Genomic DNA, 17,082 nt, shown 5'->3' on the forward strand with positions numbered 1-17,082 from the left:
GTTTTGCTATTCGTGAAGGTGGTCGTACTGTTGGTGCCGGTATCGTCTCTAAGATCATTGAATAAATAATGCTTGTTAAAGGGATGTTAAAAGTGTTTTAGTTTTGAGAATTAGGGGTATAGCTCAGTTGGTAGAGCGGCGGTCTCCAAAACCGCAGGTCGCGGGTTCAAGTCCTGCTGCCCCTGCCAAAGGGGAATAGAATTTTACATATAAGGGAGTGGATTTTGCTGCCTTTTTCGCTTTTTTTGATATAGGGCTTGTTTTTTTGTGTATGAAACGGTATTGAATAAGAAGTGAGGAAATTGCATAAGTCTGAAAGTTGGCTTTTGCATTTCGTTCTGTTTATTTTTTTTGTATAAAACACAATAGGGCTAGAGAGAGTATAGTGTGACGATGGCATCTAAAACCAATCCGATTACCTTTTTGAAGCAGGTTTATGCAGAAACAATTAAAGTGAAATGGCCTACACGTCGTGAGACGGTTATTTCTACTGTTATGGTTTTGTTGGTAACTGCGTTGGCTTCAGCTTTCTTTTTTATTGTGGATCAGGTTATGAATTTTGGTGTTTGGCGGGTTATTGATCTTCTGAAATATCTTTTTAGTTGAGAATGTAAGGAAGTGTGACTGTGGCAGCTCGTTGGTATATTGTTCAGGCATATTCAAATTTTGAAAAGAAAGTAGCGGAAGCTATTGATAAGGAAGCAAAGCAAAAAGGACTTGATCATCTTTTTGAAAAGATTTTTGTTCCAACAGAGCGTGTTGTAGAGGTTCGTCGTGGACGTAAAGTTGATGCTGAGCGGAAATTTTTTCCTGGTTATGTTCTTGTTCGTGCTGAGTTAACAGATGAAGTTTATCATCTTATTAAGAATACGCCTAAAGTGACAGGTTTTTTAGGATCGGATTCGCGTCCTGTTCCCATTTCTGATCGAGAGGTTGAGCAAATTCTCAAACAAGTTCAAGAAAGGGTTGAGTCTCCAAAGTCTTCTGTATTGTTTGAGGTTGGAGAGCAGGTTCGTGTTGCTGATGGTCCTTTTGTTTCGTTTAATGGAATTGTTCAAGAGGTTGAAGAAGAGCGCTCTCGTCTTAAGGTTGAAGTGCTTATTTTTGGGCGTCCTACGCCTGTTGATTTGGAATTTGGTCAGGTTGAAAAACTCTGATTAAACTTAGAGTAGTTTTAATTACTTTAAGGAAGGAGTGGGAGGTGATTTATGGCTTTTGTCGGCTTAATGATCCGAACCACGTGACTGCGGCGGGTAATGGGCAAGATAAATTGTCAGTATACCAGTGAAATTAAAGGCAGATTGTTATGGCAAAAAAAAGTATAGGTCAGCTTAAGTTGCAGGTTCCTGCAGGAGCTGCTACTCCATCTCCACCGATTGGTCCAGCTCTTGGGCAACGCGGTATTAATATCATGGAATTTTGTAAGGCGTTTAATGCAGCTACACAAGAAATGGAAAAGGGAGCACCGATTCCAGTTGTTATTACGTATTACCAAGATAAGTCTTTCACATTTTCTCTCAAGACGCCTCCTGTATCATTCTTTTTAAAGAAGGAAGCAAACCTGAAATCTGGTTCAAAAGAGCCTGGTAAAGTGTCTGTAGGAAGCATTTCTCGCGATAAAATTCGTTCGATTGCGGAATCAAAAATGAAAGATCTTAATGCGAATGACATTGAGGCAGCAATGCGTATGGTTGAAGGTTCTGCTCGCTCGATGGGCTTGGAAGTGGTGGGCTAATATTATGGCAAAAGTAGCAAAAAGAATAAAAAATATCCGAAAAGATATTGATTTTAATGAACTTTACGCTTTAAAAGATGCCGTTTCAATGGTTAAGGAGCGTGCAGTTGCTAAGTTTGATGAAACAATCGAAATTTCAATGAACTTGGGTGTTGATCCTCGTCATGCTGATCAAATGGTTCGAGGAGTTGCTCATTTGCCTAATGGAACAGGAAGAAATATTCGTGTTGCCGTTTTTGCTCGTGGGGATAAGGCTGAGGAAGCTAAGGCGGCAGGAGCTGATATTGTAGGGGCTGAAGATTTGTTTGAAAGCATTAATGGAGGGACTATAGACTTCGATCGTTGTATTGCAACACCAGACATGATGCCTCTTGTTGGTCGTCTTGGTAAGATTCTTGGTCCGCGGAGTTTGATGCCGAATCCGAAAGTTGGTACTGTAACACTTGATGTTGCCGGTGCTGTCAAAGCTTCTAAAGGTGGTGCTGTTGAGTTTCGTGTGGAAAAAGCTGGTATTGTGCATGCTGGTATTGGTAAGGCTTCTTTTGGTGTTGAAAAAATCGTAGAAAATATAAAGGCCTTTGCAAGTGCAGTCATTAAAGCCAAACCGCAAGGTGCAAAAGGTGAGTATATTAAGCGCGTTGCTGTTTCTTCGACTATGGGAATTGGTGTTAAAGTTGATCCAGCAACGGTTCGTTCAGAGCTAGTGTAAGCTGATTTATAATTTTATTTTGGGGTATGTGAATATCAAAATTGTATTTAAAATGCTGGTTTTGATCAGCATTTAGCTATCTAAGCTTTATAGGGCTTAGGTTATACCGGAAGAAATTCCGGAATATCCTGTCCGAGATTGTAGGTGATGCTTTTAAGTATCTTAATCAAAAAAAACCTGCATGAGACTGGGGTAAAAACTGAGAGTTAAAAGACTTAAAGGGTTTGAGCCAAGGTTGCCTTTGATCGTTATGCGTGAAAAAGGGGACAGGATCCTCATCGGTGACATGAAGTATTTTATGTTATCAAAGGTAACCAACAGGTTTGTTTTAAGCAAATCTGTTAAATGGAGAGAGACAGTGAATAGAGCGGAGAAACGCGAATTTGTTACATGGCTTAACGAGGCTTTTCGGAAGTCTGGTTCTGTTGTTGTTGCACATTATTCCGGTCTGACAGTTTCACAGATGAATGATCTACGTTCGAAAATGGGTGAAGCTGGCGGTGCCGTTAAAGTCGCCAAAAACCGTCTTGCTAAAATCGCTCTTCAGGGCACGGAATCTGAATCGATAGTGGGTTTGTTTACTGGACAAACACTTATTGCTTATTCAGAAGATCCAATCACAGCACCGAAAGTTGCTGTTGATTTTGCGAAAAGCAATGACAAATTTGTCATCCTTGGCGGTTCAATGGGTGCAACAAGTTTAACTGTAGATGCTGTGAAGTCATTGGCTTCATTGCCTTCATTAAACGAGTTGCGTGCAAAACTTGTGGGTATGATTTCTACCCCTGCGACCCGTATTGCACAGGTTGTTAATGCTCCTGCTGGTCAGGTTGCACGTGTCATTGGAGCATATGCTCAGAAGGATAAGGCGGCTTAAGGCTGTTTGTATTCACGTTTATGGAAGGGCTTTAATGCTTTTCTGTTTTTTTGGATAAGATTTAATAATGGTTCAAATCTTTTAATTGAAGGAATTTAAAAATGGCTGATCTAGAGAAGATCGTAGAAGACCTTTCTAATCTAACCCTTTTGGAAGCCGCTGAGCTTTCTAAGTTACTTGAAGAGAAGTGGGGAGTTTCGGCTGCTGCTCCTGTAGCTGTCGCTGCTGTTGCTGGTGCTGCTGCTCCAGCTGCTGAAGAAAAAACAGAATTTGATGTTATTCTTGTTGAAGGTGGCGCGCAAAAAATTAATGTTATTAAGGAAGTTCGTGCTCTTACTGGACTTGGTCTTAAAGAAGCTAAAGATCTGGTTGAAGGGGCACCTAAGCCTATTAAAGAGGGTGCTTCTAAAGAAGAAGCAGAAAAAATTAAATCTCAACTTGAAGCTGCTGGTGCTAAAGTAGAACTTAAGTAAATTTAATTTTATCGGCGGGCATTTATGTTCGCCGATTTTCTTTCTCTTAATACAAAGAGGAAAAATAATGAGTAAAAAAACCTTTTCCCAACGGTTTCGTAACAATAATGGGATAGGTTTGCACTATCCGTCCCTTCATCATAGAGTCAAAAAGATAAATGGCTTATGTTGATGGGGAAAGTTAAAGATGCTCATTATTGAGTATCAAGTGAACTGGTCTGCATATGCAGGTTAATGATATAAGGCTTTCAAGGTTGGTCTACCTTGAAGAGTAAAGATCAAGGAGCGACGATGGCTCAGACTCACGCAATGATGTCTCAATTCAATGGTCGTAAGCGCGTACGCAAATTTTTTGGTAAGATTCCTGAAGTAGCAGAAATGCCGAATCTTATTGAGGTTCAAAAAGCGTCATACGATCAGTTTCTCATGGTTGAGGAACCGAAAGGTGGACGACCAGATGAAGGTTTGCAAGCTGTTTTTAAATCCGTTTTTCCTATTTCAGATTTTTCCGGTACAGCTATGCTTGAGTTTGTTGGTTATGAATTTGATTTACCGAAATTTGATGTTGAGGAGTGCCGTCAACGTGATTTAACTTATGCTGCCCCATTAAAGGTCATATTACGTTTGATTGTTTTTGATGTTGATGAGGATACTGGCTCCAAAGATATCAAAGACATTAAAGAGCAAGGCGTTTATATGGGCGATATGCCTTTAATGACGACGAATGGTACCTTTATTGTTAATGGTACGGAACGTGTTATTGTTTCGCAGATGCATCGTTCTCCTGGTGTCTTTTTTGACCATGATAAAGGAAAGTCCCATTCATCAGGAAAGCTTCTTTTTGCTGCTCGTGTTATTCCGTATCGTGGTTCTTGGCTTGATATTGAGTTTGATGCTAAGGACATCATTTATGCACGTATTGATCGACGGCGCAAGATTCCTGTTACTAGTCTTTTGATGGCACTGGGTATGGATGCGTCAGATATTTTATCGACGTTTTATGATAAAGTGCCTTATGAGCGTGATGGAGAAGGATGGCGAGTTCCTTATTCTGTTGATCGCTTTAAAGGAATGAAGCTCATCTCTGACCTTATAGATGCAGATAGTGGTGAAGTCGTCGCGGAGGCTGGTAAAAAATTAACAGTTCGTACTGCGAAGTCTTTGGCAGAAAAAGGACTTAAAGCGGTTAAAGTTAGTGAAGATGATTTATTAGGTTGTTATCTAGCCGAAGATATCGTCAATTACGAAACAGGTGAAATTTACCTTGAAGCTGGTGATGAAATTGACGAAAAAGTATTAAAAATTTTGCTTGATGTTAGTGCTGATCAAATCAATATCCTTGATATTGATCACATGAATATTGGCGCTTATATCCGCAATACTTTGAAGGTGGATAAAAATGAAAGTCGGCAGGATGCGTTATTTGATATTTACCGAGTGATGCGTCCAGGTGAGCCCCCAACAATCGATACAGCAGAAGCAATGTTCCATTCATTGTTTTTTGATCCAGAGCGTTATGATCTTTCAGCTGTTGGGCGTGTTAAGATGAATTTGCGTATGGATCTTGATTGTCCAGACACAGTTCGAATTTTACGCCAAGAGGATATTCTCGCTGTTGTTAAGATGTTGGTTGAATTGCGTGATGGTCGTGGCGAAATTGATGATATTGATAATCTTGGCAACCGTCGCGTTCGTTCCGTTGGGGAGTTAATGGAAAATCAATATCGCATTGGTCTTCTTCGTATGGAGCGTGCGATAAAAGAGCGTATGTCATCGGTTGAAATTGATACAGTTATGCCACAGGATTTGATCAATGCAAAGCCTGCAGCAGCAGCAGTTCGTGAGTTTTTTGGGTCTTCGCAATTGTCGCAGTTTATGGATCAAACTAATCCATTGTCGGAGATTACCCATAAGCGCCGTCTTTCTGCTCTTGGTCCAGGTGGTTTGACTCGTGAACGTGCGGGTTTTGAAGTCCGTGACGTACATCCTACGCATTATGGTCGTATTTGTCCGATTGAAACACCAGAAGGCCCCAATATTGGTCTCATTAACTCCTTAGCAACATTTGCGCGAGTTAATAAATATGGCTTTATTGAAAGCCCATATCGAAAAATTGTTGATGGAAAAGTCACAAAAGAAGTTATTTATCTTTCAGCGATGGAAGAAGCAAAGCATTATGTCGCTCAAGCTAATTCTTCATTAGATAGTGAAGGTCGTTTTACAGAAGAGTTTGTTGTTTGCCGTCATGCTGGTGAAGTTTTAATGGCGCCGCGTGATCATGTTGATTTGATGGATGTTTCACCAAAACAGTTGGTTTCAGTTGCAGCAGCGCTTATTCCTTTTTTGGAAAATGATGATGCGAATCGTGCGCTTATGGGATCGAACATGCAGCGTCAGGCAGTTCCTCTTGTACGTGCTGAAGCGCCATTTGTTGGGACGGGAATGGAAGCCATTGTTGCGCGCGATTCAGGAGCTGCTGTGAGTGCAAAACGTAGTGGTGTTGTTGATCAAGTTGATGCTACCCGTATTGTTATCCGTGCAACAGAAGATTTAGATCCTTCAAAATCAGGCGTTGATATTTACCGCCTACAGAAATTTCAGCGTTCTAATCAGTCCACTTGTATTAATCAGCGTCCTCTTGTACATGTCGGTGATAGGGTAGAGAAAGGTGATATCATTGCAGATGGTCCATCCACGGATCTTGGTGATTTAGCTCTTGGGCGGAATGTTCTCGTAGCCTTTATGCCTTGGAATGGATACAATTATGAAGATTCTATTTTGTTATCTGAGCGCATTGTTGCTGATGATGTTTTTACTTCAATTCATATTGAGGAATTTGAAGTTGCAGCACGCGATACAAAACTTGGTCCTGAGGAAATTACGCGCGACATTCCTAATGTTGCGGAAGAAGCGTTAAGAAATCTTGATGAAGCTGGCATTATTTATATTGGTGCTGAAGTTCAACCAGGTGATATTTTAGTTGGAAAGATTACCCCAAAAGGGGAAAGTCCCATGACGCCGGAAGAAAAGCTTCTGCGTGCAATTTTTGGGGAAAAGGCATCCGATGTTCGTGATACTTCTATGCGTATGCCTCCAGGAACTTTTGGTACTGTTGTTGAAGTTCGCGTTTTTAATCGCCATGGCGTGGAAAAAGATGAACGTGCGATGGCAATTGAGCGTGAAGAAATTGAGCGTTTAGCAAAAGACCGTGATGATGAGCAGTCTATTCTTGATCGCAATGTTTATGCGCGCCTTACCGATATGTTGACAGGTAAAGTTGCTGTAGAAGGTCCGAAAGGCTTTTCGGGCAGCAAAAAGCTTGATAGTACAGTAATGGGGCATTATCCACGATCCCAGTGGTGGCAATTTGCTGTTGAGGATGAAAAACTTCAAAATGAAATTGAAGCTTTGCGCAAGCAATATGATGAATCAAAAGAAGCATTACAACGTCGCTTTATGGATAAAGTTGAAAAGGTCCAAAGAGGTGATGAAATGCCTCCTGGTGTCATGAAAATGGTGAAGGTTTTTGTGGCTGTGAAGCGCAAAATCCAACCAGGTGATAAGATGGCGGGACGTCACGGGAATAAGGGTGTTGTTTCACGTATTCTTCCCGTAGAAGATATGCCATTTCTTGAAGATGGGACCCATGCTGATATCGTCTTGAATCCGCTTGGTGTGCCTAGTCGTATGAATGTTGGACAAATTCTTGAGACGCATCTTGGTTGGGCATGTGCGGGGATGGGCAAGAAGATTGGTGATTTGTTAGAATTGTATCAAGAGACTGGGGATATATTGCCGTTGCGTCAGCGTATTGAAAATCTTATGCCTGATGATAATCAAAATGAACCAGTCCGTCAGTATGATAATGAAAGCCTTTACAAATTGGCATTACAGATGAAGAAAGGGGTTTCAATTGCAACGCCTGTTTTTGATGGAGCACATGAGTCTGATATTAACATGATGCTGGAGGACGCAGGCTTAGATAGTTCAGGGCAGGTTACGCTTTATGATGGTCGTACTGGAGAGCCTTTTGATCGTCCAGTAACGGTAGGATATATTTACATGTTGAAATTGCATCACCTTGTTGATGATAAGATTCATGCACGTTCTATTGGTCCCTATTCACTTGTTACGCAGCAGCCATTAGGAGGTAAGGCACAGTTTGGTGGTCAGCGTTTTGGTGAAATGGAGGTTTGGGCACTGGAAGCTTATGGTGCTGCATATACTTTGCAGGAGATGCTAACAGTAAAATCAGATGATGTGGCTGGTCGAACGAAAGTCTATGAGGCAATTGTGCGTGGTGATGATACATTTGAGGCGGGTATACCCGAAAGCTTTAATGTGTTGGTAAAAGAAATGCGCTCACTTGCTCTTAACGTGGAGCTTGATGATGCGCGCGAACTTATTGCACAGCGGGCATTGTCTGATACAGCAGAATAATAATTCAAGGAGCGCAGTAGAAAAAGACTGCGCTCTGATTGCTTTAAGAGGTTCAATAACCTTATTAAGGTTATACAGGTTATTTTTAAAAGTAAATGTATTTTAAAGAAGATCTGTTATAAAACAAATGAGATATTACAACAGGTTCTAAGAATCTTTGAAGGAGAACAGCATGAACCACGAGGTCATGAATCTTTTCAATCCTCAAGCGCCAGCGCAGACATTTGACTCTATTCGCATTTCTATTGCGAGTCCTGAGAAAATTTTGTCCTGGTCGTATGGTGAGATTAAGAAGCCTGAGACTATTAATTATAGGACTTTTAAACCAGAGCGTGATGGTCTTTTTTGTGCACGTATATTTGGCCCTATTAAAGACTATGAATGTCTATGTGGCAAATATAAACGCATGAAGTATAAGGGCATTATTTGTGAAAAATGCGGTGTAGAGGTTACTCTTTCGCGCGTACGTCGTGAGCGTATGGGGCATATTGAACTTGCGGCACCTGTTGCGCATATATGGTTTCTTAAATCATTACCAGGTCGTATTTCTACACTTTTAGATTTAACTTTAAAAGATATTGAGCGGGTTCTTTATTTTGAGAATTATATTGTAACCGAACCAGGATTGACATCTCTTAAGCTCCATCAGCTTCTTTCTGAAGAAGAATATATGCTTGCTATTGATGAGTTTGGAGAAGATCAGTTTACAGCTATGATTGGCGCTGAAGCTATTTACGAGCTTTTAGCTGGTATGGAGTTAAATAAAATCGCCAATGATTTGCGTCTCGAATTAGCTGAAACAACTTCAGAGTTAAAGCAGAAAAAACTGATTAAACGACTTAAAATCGTTGAAAATTTTCTTGAATCTGGAAATAAGCCAGAGTGGATGATTATGAAAACAATTCCGGTTATTCCACCGGATTTGCGTCCATTGGTTCCGCTTGATGGTGGGCGTTTTGCGACATCAGATCTGAATGATCTTTATCGGCGGGTTATTAATCGTAATAACCGATTGAAACGGCTGATTGAATTGCGTGCTCCTGGAATTATCGTGCGCAATGAAAAGCGTATGGTACAAGAAGCTGTTGATGCATTGTTTGATAATGGACGGCGTGGGCGTGTGATTACTGGAGCCAATAAACGTCCTCTCAAGTCCCTATCAGATATGTTGAAGGGTAAGCAAGGACGTTTTCGTCAGAACTTACTTGGGAAGCGTGTTGATTACTCGGGGCGTTCTGTTATCGTGACGGGTCCTGAATTAAAATTGCATCAATGTGGTCTTCCCAAAAAAATGGCTCTTGAATTGTTTAAGCCTTTTATTTATGCGCGGCTTGATGCAAAAGGCTATTCATCAACGGTAAAGCAGGCAAAGAAGCTTGTTGAAAAAGAACATCCAGAAGTTTGGGATATCTTGGATGAGGTTATTCGTGAACACCCTGTTTTACTCAACCGTGCGCCAACATTGCACCGTTTGGGGATTCAGGCTTTTGAACCTATCTTAATTGAAGGCAAAGCTATTCAACTTCATCCACTGGTGTGTACTGCTTTTAATGCGGATTTTGATGGAGATCAGATGGCGGTTCACGTTCCGCTTTCTCTTGAAGCTCAGCTTGAAGCTCGTGTTTTGATGATGTCGACCAATAATATTCTTCATCCGGCCAATGGTGCCCCAATTATTGTTCCCTCACAGGATATGGTCCTTGGTCTTTATTATCTTTCAATTGTTTCTGAAAAAGAACCAGGTGAAGGAATGGCTTTTTCTGACATAGGTGAGCTTCATTATGCCTTGGAAAATAAGGTTGTAACGCTTCATACGAAGATTAAAGGCCGTGTTAAGAATATGGGGAAGGATGGAAAAGAAGTTTCTAAACTTTATGATACGACACCTGGTCGTTTGATTATCGGTGAGCTTTTGCCAAGAAATTCGGATATCTCATTTGATATTGTCAATCAAGAAATGACGAAAAAGAATATTTCTAAAATGATTGATCATGTTTATCGGCACTGTGGACAAAAAGAGACGGTTATTTTTTGCGACCGTATTATGCAGCTTGGCTTTTCTTATGCTTGTCGTGCAGGAATTTCATTCGGTAAGGATGATATGGTTATTCCTGATAGTAAGCCGCGTTTAGTTGCAGAGACAGAAGCTTTGGCTAAGGAGTATGAACAGCAATATAATGATGGTTTGATTACACAAGGTGAAAAATACAATAAGGTTGTAGATGCTTGGGGTAAATGTACAGATCGCGTTGCAGATGAAATGATGAAACGTATTCAAGCCGTCGATTTTGATCCTAAAACAGGTCGTCAACGGCCGATGAATTCGATCTATATGATGTCGCATTCTGGGGCACGTGGTTCTGCTAACCAGATGAGACAATTGGCCGGTATGCGTGGATTAATGGCAAAACCATCGGGTGAAATTATTGAAACCCCCATTATTTCAAATTTTAAAGAAGGTCTAACTGTTAATGAATACTTCAATTCCACGCATGGTGCACGCAAAGGACTTGCTGACACTGCGTTAAAGACGGCGAACTCTGGTTATTTAACACGGCGTCTTGTTGATGTTGCACAGGATGCTATTATTTCAGCAGTTGATTGTGGTACCGCAAAAGGGCTTACCATGCAGCCAATTGTTGATGCAGGACAAATTGTTGCCTCCCTTGGGCAAAGGATTCTTGGTCGTACAGCGCTTGTTGATATTCTACATCCTGTCTCTGGAGAGGTTATCCTTGAAGGTGGAGCGATGATTGAGGAAGCTGATGTCGCGAAGATTGAAGAAGCTGGAATTCAATCTGTTCAAATTCGTTCTGCTTTAACATGTGAAACACGTCTTGGTGTTTGTGCAAAATGCTATGGTCGTGATTTGGCGCGTGGAACACCTGTTAATCAGGGAGAAGCCGTTGGTGTTATTGCTGCTCAATCCATTGGTGAACCGGGAACACAGCTCACTATGCGTACTTTCCACTTAGGAGGAACTGCGCAGGTTGTTGATTCATCTTATTTAGAGGCATCTTATGAAGGTAAGGTGGAGATTCGTAATCGTAATGTGGTTCGTAACTCTGAAGGACATTTGGTTGTGATGGGGCGTAATATGGCTATCCTTATCAAGGATGAGTTAGGAAAAGAGCGCGTTGTACATCGTGTTAGCTATGGTGCCCATATTTTTGTTGATGATGGTGATATGGTTAAACGTGGCCAACGTATAGCAGAATGGGATCCTTACACACGTCCAATTTTAACGGAAGTTGAAGGCTATGTGGGTTTTGAAGATATGATTGATGGTTTATCTGTCACTGAAACAGCTGATGAATCTACGGGTATTACGAAGCGTTTGGTGATTGATTGGCGCGCTAATCCACGTGGTGCGGATCTTAAACCAGCCATTATTATCCATGCAGATAAAGAAGGTGAATCCATTGCTAAATTGTATAAGGGAGGTGAAGCGCGTTATATGATGTCAGTGGAAACTATTCTTTCTGTTGAGCTTGGTGCTCATGTTAAGGCTGGTGATGTTATTGCTCGTTTGCCAATGGAAAGTGCCAAGACGAAAGATATTACGGGTGGTTTACCACGTGTGGCTGAGCTTTTTGAAGCGCGTCGTCCAAAGGATCATGCGATTATTGCTGAAGTAAGTGGTACGATTCGATTCGGCCGTGGTTATAAGAATAAACGTCGTATCATTATTGAACCAAATGATGAAACTCTTGAGGCAGTAGAATATTTGATTCCAAAAGGTAAGTTGTTTCACTTCCAAGAAGGTGATCAAATTGAAAAGGGAGATTATATCCTTGATGGTAATCCAGCACCTCATGATATCTTAGCGATTAAGGGGGTTGAAGCTTTGGCATCTTATCTTGTTAATGAGATTCAGGAGGTTTATCGTTTGCAGGGAGTTCTTATTAATGACAAGCACATTGAAGTGATTGTTCGTCAAATGTTGCAAAAAGTTGAAATTACTGAATCTGGAGATTCTGGTTATATTCCAGGTGATAATGTTGATCGTATTGAACTTGATGAAATCAATGATAATTTGATTGCAGAAGGGAAGAAACCTGCCTCTGGTAATCCCATTCTTCTTGGAATTACAAAAGCTTCTCTTCAAACGCCTTCTTTCATTTCGGCGGCATCGTTTCAGGAAACAACACGTGTTCTTACTGAAGCAGCAGTTTCTGGTAAAATTGATACTTTGCAAGGACTTAAAGAGAACGTTATTGTCGGTCGTCTTATTCCAGCAGGTACGGGGGGTACGATTTCTCAAATCCGTCGTATTGCTGCAGTTCGTGATGATTTGATTGTAGATGAGCAGCGTAAGTCTAGTAATAACGAAGTGGCTAAGGCTATGTTGACAAATATGACAACCCAAGCAGTTGCTGAATAATTTAAATATAACATCACATAATAAAAAAACGTCTGAACTTTCTATTCAGACGTTTTTTTATTTCGAAATGCAGAAGTTGCATATTTTCCTGAAAAATATCAAAAATTATAAGGCAATAGTTATTTTAAACATCTTTAGTAGCTTATTGTTTTGTAATTATGTGAAACTCAAAAGCCATATTCAAGGAAAAGAGTTGGTTATCTACAAATCAAATAATGATTGATTTTGAATTTTAGGAAAATTGTTGATTGATATCTTCTATAAAGATTTTAAAGGACTTATAATGAAAGATCGATAGTCTTTTCTATAATCTAAAAAATAATTGATTCTCTACTATACAATACTTGTATGACAAGAATGTATCTTCTTCTAAATTAGAATGCAGGAGAGTAGAGATTAGGGTGCTCACTAAGTATTATAAAAAATAGACATATTTCTTATCACAATGTGATCTATGAAGACAGAATAAAAAAATGTACGAATATTATTCAATTGGAAAATTAACACGTGAGTTTTCAATAACAGCTCGGACTTTGCGTTATTATGAAGAAGAGGGACTTCTTATTCCTTTTCGGCGTGGAAATACACGGCTTTATACACAAACGGATCGTCATAAGTTAAAACAAATTCTGCGTGCTAAAAGAGTTAAATTTTCGTTGTCTGAAATATCTGATATGTTGACAATGGTTGAAAAACCACCTGATGATGAGAAAAAGCTTAAGAAATTAATTGCAGGAATTCATAAAAAACGAGCTGATTTAAAGCAGATGCAGAATGATATTGATGATCTTCTACAGGATTTAGAACGAATTGAGGAGAGTTTTTTTGAGAGCTTAGCGGAGTTGGGGGTTAATCATTGATTATAAAATTTATTTCATCTGCTTTTAGACAATTTTCTTTTTATTAAAAGAGATAGGTTACACTATCTCTAAGGGGAATCTTTAACACTACATGAAATGTGTAAGTCATTTAAAGAAATAGAGTGTTCGAAAAAAGCTGCGAAGGTATTTTCGCAATATATTGTCCTTGATAAGTAAAAAAAATTATTTTTCATAAAGAAAGTAAAAACAATGGCAGTTTCTCCTATGAGTGTTTTTCAATCTATTTTATCACGAAAGTCAATTCGTGCTTTTACGGATCAGCCAGTTAGGTTGGAAACAATCAAAGAAATCTTAAAACTTGCAGCACGTGCACCATCTGGAACAAATATTCAGCCATGGCAAGTGATTGTGCTTACAGGAAGTGTATTACAGAAAGTAGGGCAAGAGCTTTCACAACTTGTGCTTTCAGGTGTAAAAGGAGAGCGTGAATATAGTTATTATCCACGTCAGTGGCGTGAGCCTTATATTTCAAGGCGTCGAAAAGTTGGTTTGGATCTTTATCAGAGTCTTGGAATTCAAAAAGGTGATGAAGAAAAAATACTTCATCAAAAGGCGCGAAATTTTTTATTTTTTGATGCACCTGTAGGACTCTTATTTACAATGGATCACGACATGGAAATGGGGAGTTGGCTTGATTTGGGTATGTTTATGCAGACCATTATGTTAGCTGCACGTGGATTTGGATTAGATACCTGCCCTCAAGCTGCTTTTGCTGATTATCATAAAGAGATTCGTACGCTTTTATCTATTCCTTCTGATCGCCATATTATCTGTGGTATGGCACTTGGTTATCGCGATATGAGTGCTCCAGAAAACAATTTTGAGACAGAAAGAGAATCGTTAGAAAACTTTGTACGTTTCATTGAAACATACCCATAAAATATTTTATATAATTAAGCATACGTTTTGAAGAACTTGGTGCATTATGCAAAATATTTCCGATAAGAATTTCGCATCCTTATTGAATTTTAATATTGCATATTAACACTTATTTTACTACGTTTGGAACATTAAGAGTGGTAACTCTAGGGGCATTGTCCGTTTTTTGAGGGTTGGCTAATGAAAAACACTATAGAAAGAAAGTGTTGGGTGGTAGCAAGACGAGCGACATTCGTGTTTATTGCTGTCATTTTTTTAGTTTATCTCGCAGTTTGATTTTAAACGGGACAAACGTTATGAAAAAGCATATATGCTCAAGCTGTACTATAGTTTTGAGGTGATACGTGTTTCTGTCTGTTTTTGAACTTTTTAAAATTGGGATTGGTCCTTCTAGCTCACATACGATGGGGCCGATGACAGCTGCTAATATGTTTTTGCAAAAGATAGGAGATTTTTCTCAGTCGTCTGATATTCAAGTTTCTCGTATACGTGTTTATCTTTATGGTTCTTTAGCTTTCACGGGTATTGGTCATGCAACAGATAGGGCTATCATATTAGGACTTTTAGGAGAAAAAGCTTCTACTGTTGATCCTGATAGCATGGGGATTTTGTTAGAAAAAGTTATACGTGAAAAAAAAGTGCAACCAGAAGGCCATCCCGCTTATCAGTTTGATGTGCAGCGTGATCTTATTTTTGAACGAAAGAAAATTCTCCCTGGACATACAAACGGACTAGCCTTTGAAGGACTTAATACTGATGGGAATGTTCTGTTGCGGCAGATTTATTATTCTATCGGTGGTGGCTTTGTTGTGACTGAGGATGAATTAAGCCATATGAATGATAATATACAACCAGAAACATTTGAGGTGCCATATCCATTTGATTCTGCTGGTGCAATGTTATCAATGGCAGAAAAATCAGGACTTTCAATTGCTGAAATGAAGCGCTTAAATGAAGAAACAAAGATAGAGCGTTCTTCTCTTGATACAGGGCTTGATGAAATTTTTTCAGCGATGACAAATTGCATTGATAGAGGTCTTTCACAAGAAGGTGAGTTGCCTGGTGGATTGCGTGTTCTAAGGCGTGCTAAAAAGCTGCATGAAACGCTTTTGGAAAATCAAAAGATAAATCGCAATTATCCACTTTGGGCAAATGATTGGCTTTCGGTATATGCCATAGCAGTCAATGAGGAAAATGCAGCAGGTGGTCGTGTTGTTACAGCCCCAACAAATGGGGCAGCTGGTGTTGTCCCAGCAGTTTTGCGTTATTATCTTCAATTTAATGATGATTCAGATCGAGAGGGAATACATAATTTTCTATTAACGGCAGCAGCTATAGGCGGTGTTATCAAACATAATGCCTCTATTTCTGGTGCAGAAGTTGGGTGTCAAGGTGAAGTTGGAACGGCATCTTCAATGGCCGCAGCAGGGTTGACCGCAGCGTTAGGTGGAACGCCAGCTCAAATTGAAAATGCGGCAGAAATTGCGCTTGAACATCATTTGGGAATGACATGTGATCCTGTTGCAGGTCTTGTACAAGTTCCTTGTATTGAGCGTAATGCAATGGGAGCTGTTAAGGCGGTAACGGCTTCTTCTCTTGCATTATATGGTAATGGAGATCATTTTGTTTCTCTTGATGCTTGTATAGAAACAATGCGCCAGACTGGTCATGATATGAGTGAACGCTATAAAGAGACAAGTAAAGGTGGTCTTGCAGTCAATACAATATCTTGTTAGGATCTGAAACATTTTTCAATCCATAACTGGAATTTTTGGGAGGGGAATCGTATTTCCTGATAAAGCTTATGCTTTTTTGTTACTTATAAATCAAAATTCCACTTTAATGCAACAGCAGCTTGAAATAAATTCGAGATGATTCAGTGTTTTCTTAACGAATAGTAGCTTTGGCATGCAAGTTTGGAGGGGGAGTACTATCAGTATCTATCTGATTTGTCTCTAAAATGGGAAAAAAGTCTAATTTGGAAAAAATAAAAAAGCGTAAAGTAAAATTAGTGATCAATCTGCCATTATTTTTAGCTGGATTTTGTGACTTTTAAAAGTTTCCATAGCCATATCTTTGAAGTAATGGAAGATTGTGCCTGAGTATCCAAGGAAAATTTGTTTTAAATCTGAATAATTATGATGAGGAGAGAGAGTTTTAAAGATTTTAATTTTTAGAAGTGAAGATCTTTTGATACCTAGTATGGTAAAAAATACCTTGAAAAGAAATGCTAATTTACAATAATTAAGAGATATATTGGAAATATCTTTTTTATTTATAAATTCTGTACCGTCAAAAAAACTAAAATAAATAATAACGGATACATTAAAAAATATTTATCAAAATTCTCATGAGAATAGAATGCACACGATAGAACATTATCGTGTTACTCATTCATGAGTTTGCTTTAAAGAAATATCTCTCAACGCTCCCAAACTCATTTCGCGATGGCACCTGTGAATGGTATAACAGTAAATCCATTGAGCTATCCCCATCTTTATGCTTAATAAAAAGAGTATGCTGGCACGATTATACACTTTACCAGCCCCCCTTGTATGGGGACCAAAGCCCTTGGCATTTGAAACGGTTCATTATAGGCATTTTGAGTTTTTTTGGTGCGGTCTCACGCCACACACTAATCTCGCTCGTAATATGCAAGAGAACGGTTTGGATTGATTCAACATAAACAAATTTCAAATGAGAG

The 17,082-nt window shown here is 39.4% G+C and carries 11 protein-coding genes, 1 tRNA gene and 1 pseudogene; all 13 read left to right on the forward strand.

The window, feature by feature from the left end:
• Positions 1-65 (forward strand): annotated as a pseudogene (locus ACFIKQ_RS07220) (elongation factor Tu); the annotation flags it as partial.
• Positions 66-112: 47 nt separating this feature from the next.
• Positions 113-188: transfer RNA gene (locus ACFIKQ_RS07225), tRNA-Trp, on the forward strand.
• A gap of 205 nt (positions 189-393) precedes the next feature.
• On the forward strand, positions 394-606 hold the full coding sequence (gene secE, locus ACFIKQ_RS07230; RefSeq protein WP_375636240.1) for a preprotein translocase subunit SecE: 213 nt from the start codon (positions 394-396) through the stop codon (positions 604-606).
• A 20-nt stretch (positions 607-626) separates the two neighbouring features.
• Complete coding sequence (gene nusG, locus ACFIKQ_RS07235; RefSeq protein ID WP_375647382.1) at positions 627-1,157, forward strand: transcription termination/antitermination protein NusG; 531 nt, start codon at positions 627-629, stop codon at positions 1,155-1,157.
• A gap of 149 nt (positions 1,158-1,306) precedes the next feature.
• Positions 1,307-1,735, forward strand: a complete 429-nt coding sequence (rplK, locus tag ACFIKQ_RS07240; RefSeq protein WP_273723157.1) for a 50S ribosomal protein L11 — start codon at positions 1,307-1,309, stop codon at positions 1,733-1,735.
• Between the two features lie 4 nt (positions 1,736-1,739).
• Positions 1,740-2,444, forward strand: a complete 705-nt coding sequence (gene rplA, locus ACFIKQ_RS07245) for a 50S ribosomal protein L1 (protein ID WP_375636241.1) — start codon at positions 1,740-1,742, stop codon at positions 2,442-2,444.
• Positions 2,445-2,802: 358 nt separating this feature from the next.
• Positions 2,803-3,321, forward strand: a complete 519-nt coding sequence (gene rplJ, locus ACFIKQ_RS07250; protein ID WP_375636243.1) for a 50S ribosomal protein L10 — start codon at positions 2,803-2,805, stop codon at positions 3,319-3,321.
• A gap of 101 nt (positions 3,322-3,422) precedes the next feature.
• Positions 3,423-3,794 (forward strand): 50S ribosomal protein L7/L12, encoded by a 372-nt coding sequence (gene rplL / locus ACFIKQ_RS07255; protein ID WP_012755028.1) that lies wholly within the window; start codon positions 3,423-3,425, stop codon positions 3,792-3,794.
• 291 nt (positions 3,795-4,085) lie between these two features.
• On the forward strand, positions 4,086-8,234 hold the full coding sequence (gene rpoB, locus ACFIKQ_RS07260; protein WP_375656199.1) for a DNA-directed RNA polymerase subunit beta: 4,149 nt from the start codon (positions 4,086-4,088) through the stop codon (positions 8,232-8,234).
• 172 nt (positions 8,235-8,406) lie between these two features.
• Positions 8,407-12,618, forward strand: coding sequence for a DNA-directed RNA polymerase subunit beta' (rpoC, locus tag ACFIKQ_RS07265; RefSeq protein ID WP_375652981.1), 4,212 nt, complete (start codon positions 8,407-8,409; stop codon positions 12,616-12,618).
• 473 nt (positions 12,619-13,091) lie between these two features.
• Positions 13,092-13,478, forward strand: coding sequence for a MerR family DNA-binding transcriptional regulator (locus ACFIKQ_RS07270; RefSeq protein ID WP_375656200.1), 387 nt, complete (start codon positions 13,092-13,094; stop codon positions 13,476-13,478).
• A gap of 210 nt (positions 13,479-13,688) precedes the next feature.
• A complete protein-coding gene (locus ACFIKQ_RS07275) occupies positions 13,689-14,378 on the forward strand; it encodes a nitroreductase (RefSeq protein ID WP_375644668.1) in 690 nt (229 codons plus the stop codon).
• A gap of 344 nt (positions 14,379-14,722) precedes the next feature.
• Positions 14,723-16,114, forward strand: a complete 1,392-nt coding sequence (locus tag ACFIKQ_RS07280) for an L-serine ammonia-lyase (RefSeq protein WP_375652983.1) — start codon at positions 14,723-14,725, stop codon at positions 16,112-16,114.
• Positions 16,115-17,082: the final 968 nt, after the last annotated feature.

It is taken from the genome of Bartonella sp. MR63HLJHH (assembly GCF_042194155.1).
In the GTDB taxonomy this organism is placed as follows: Bacteria; Pseudomonadota; Alphaproteobacteria; order Rhizobiales; family Rhizobiaceae; genus Bartonella; species Bartonella grahamii.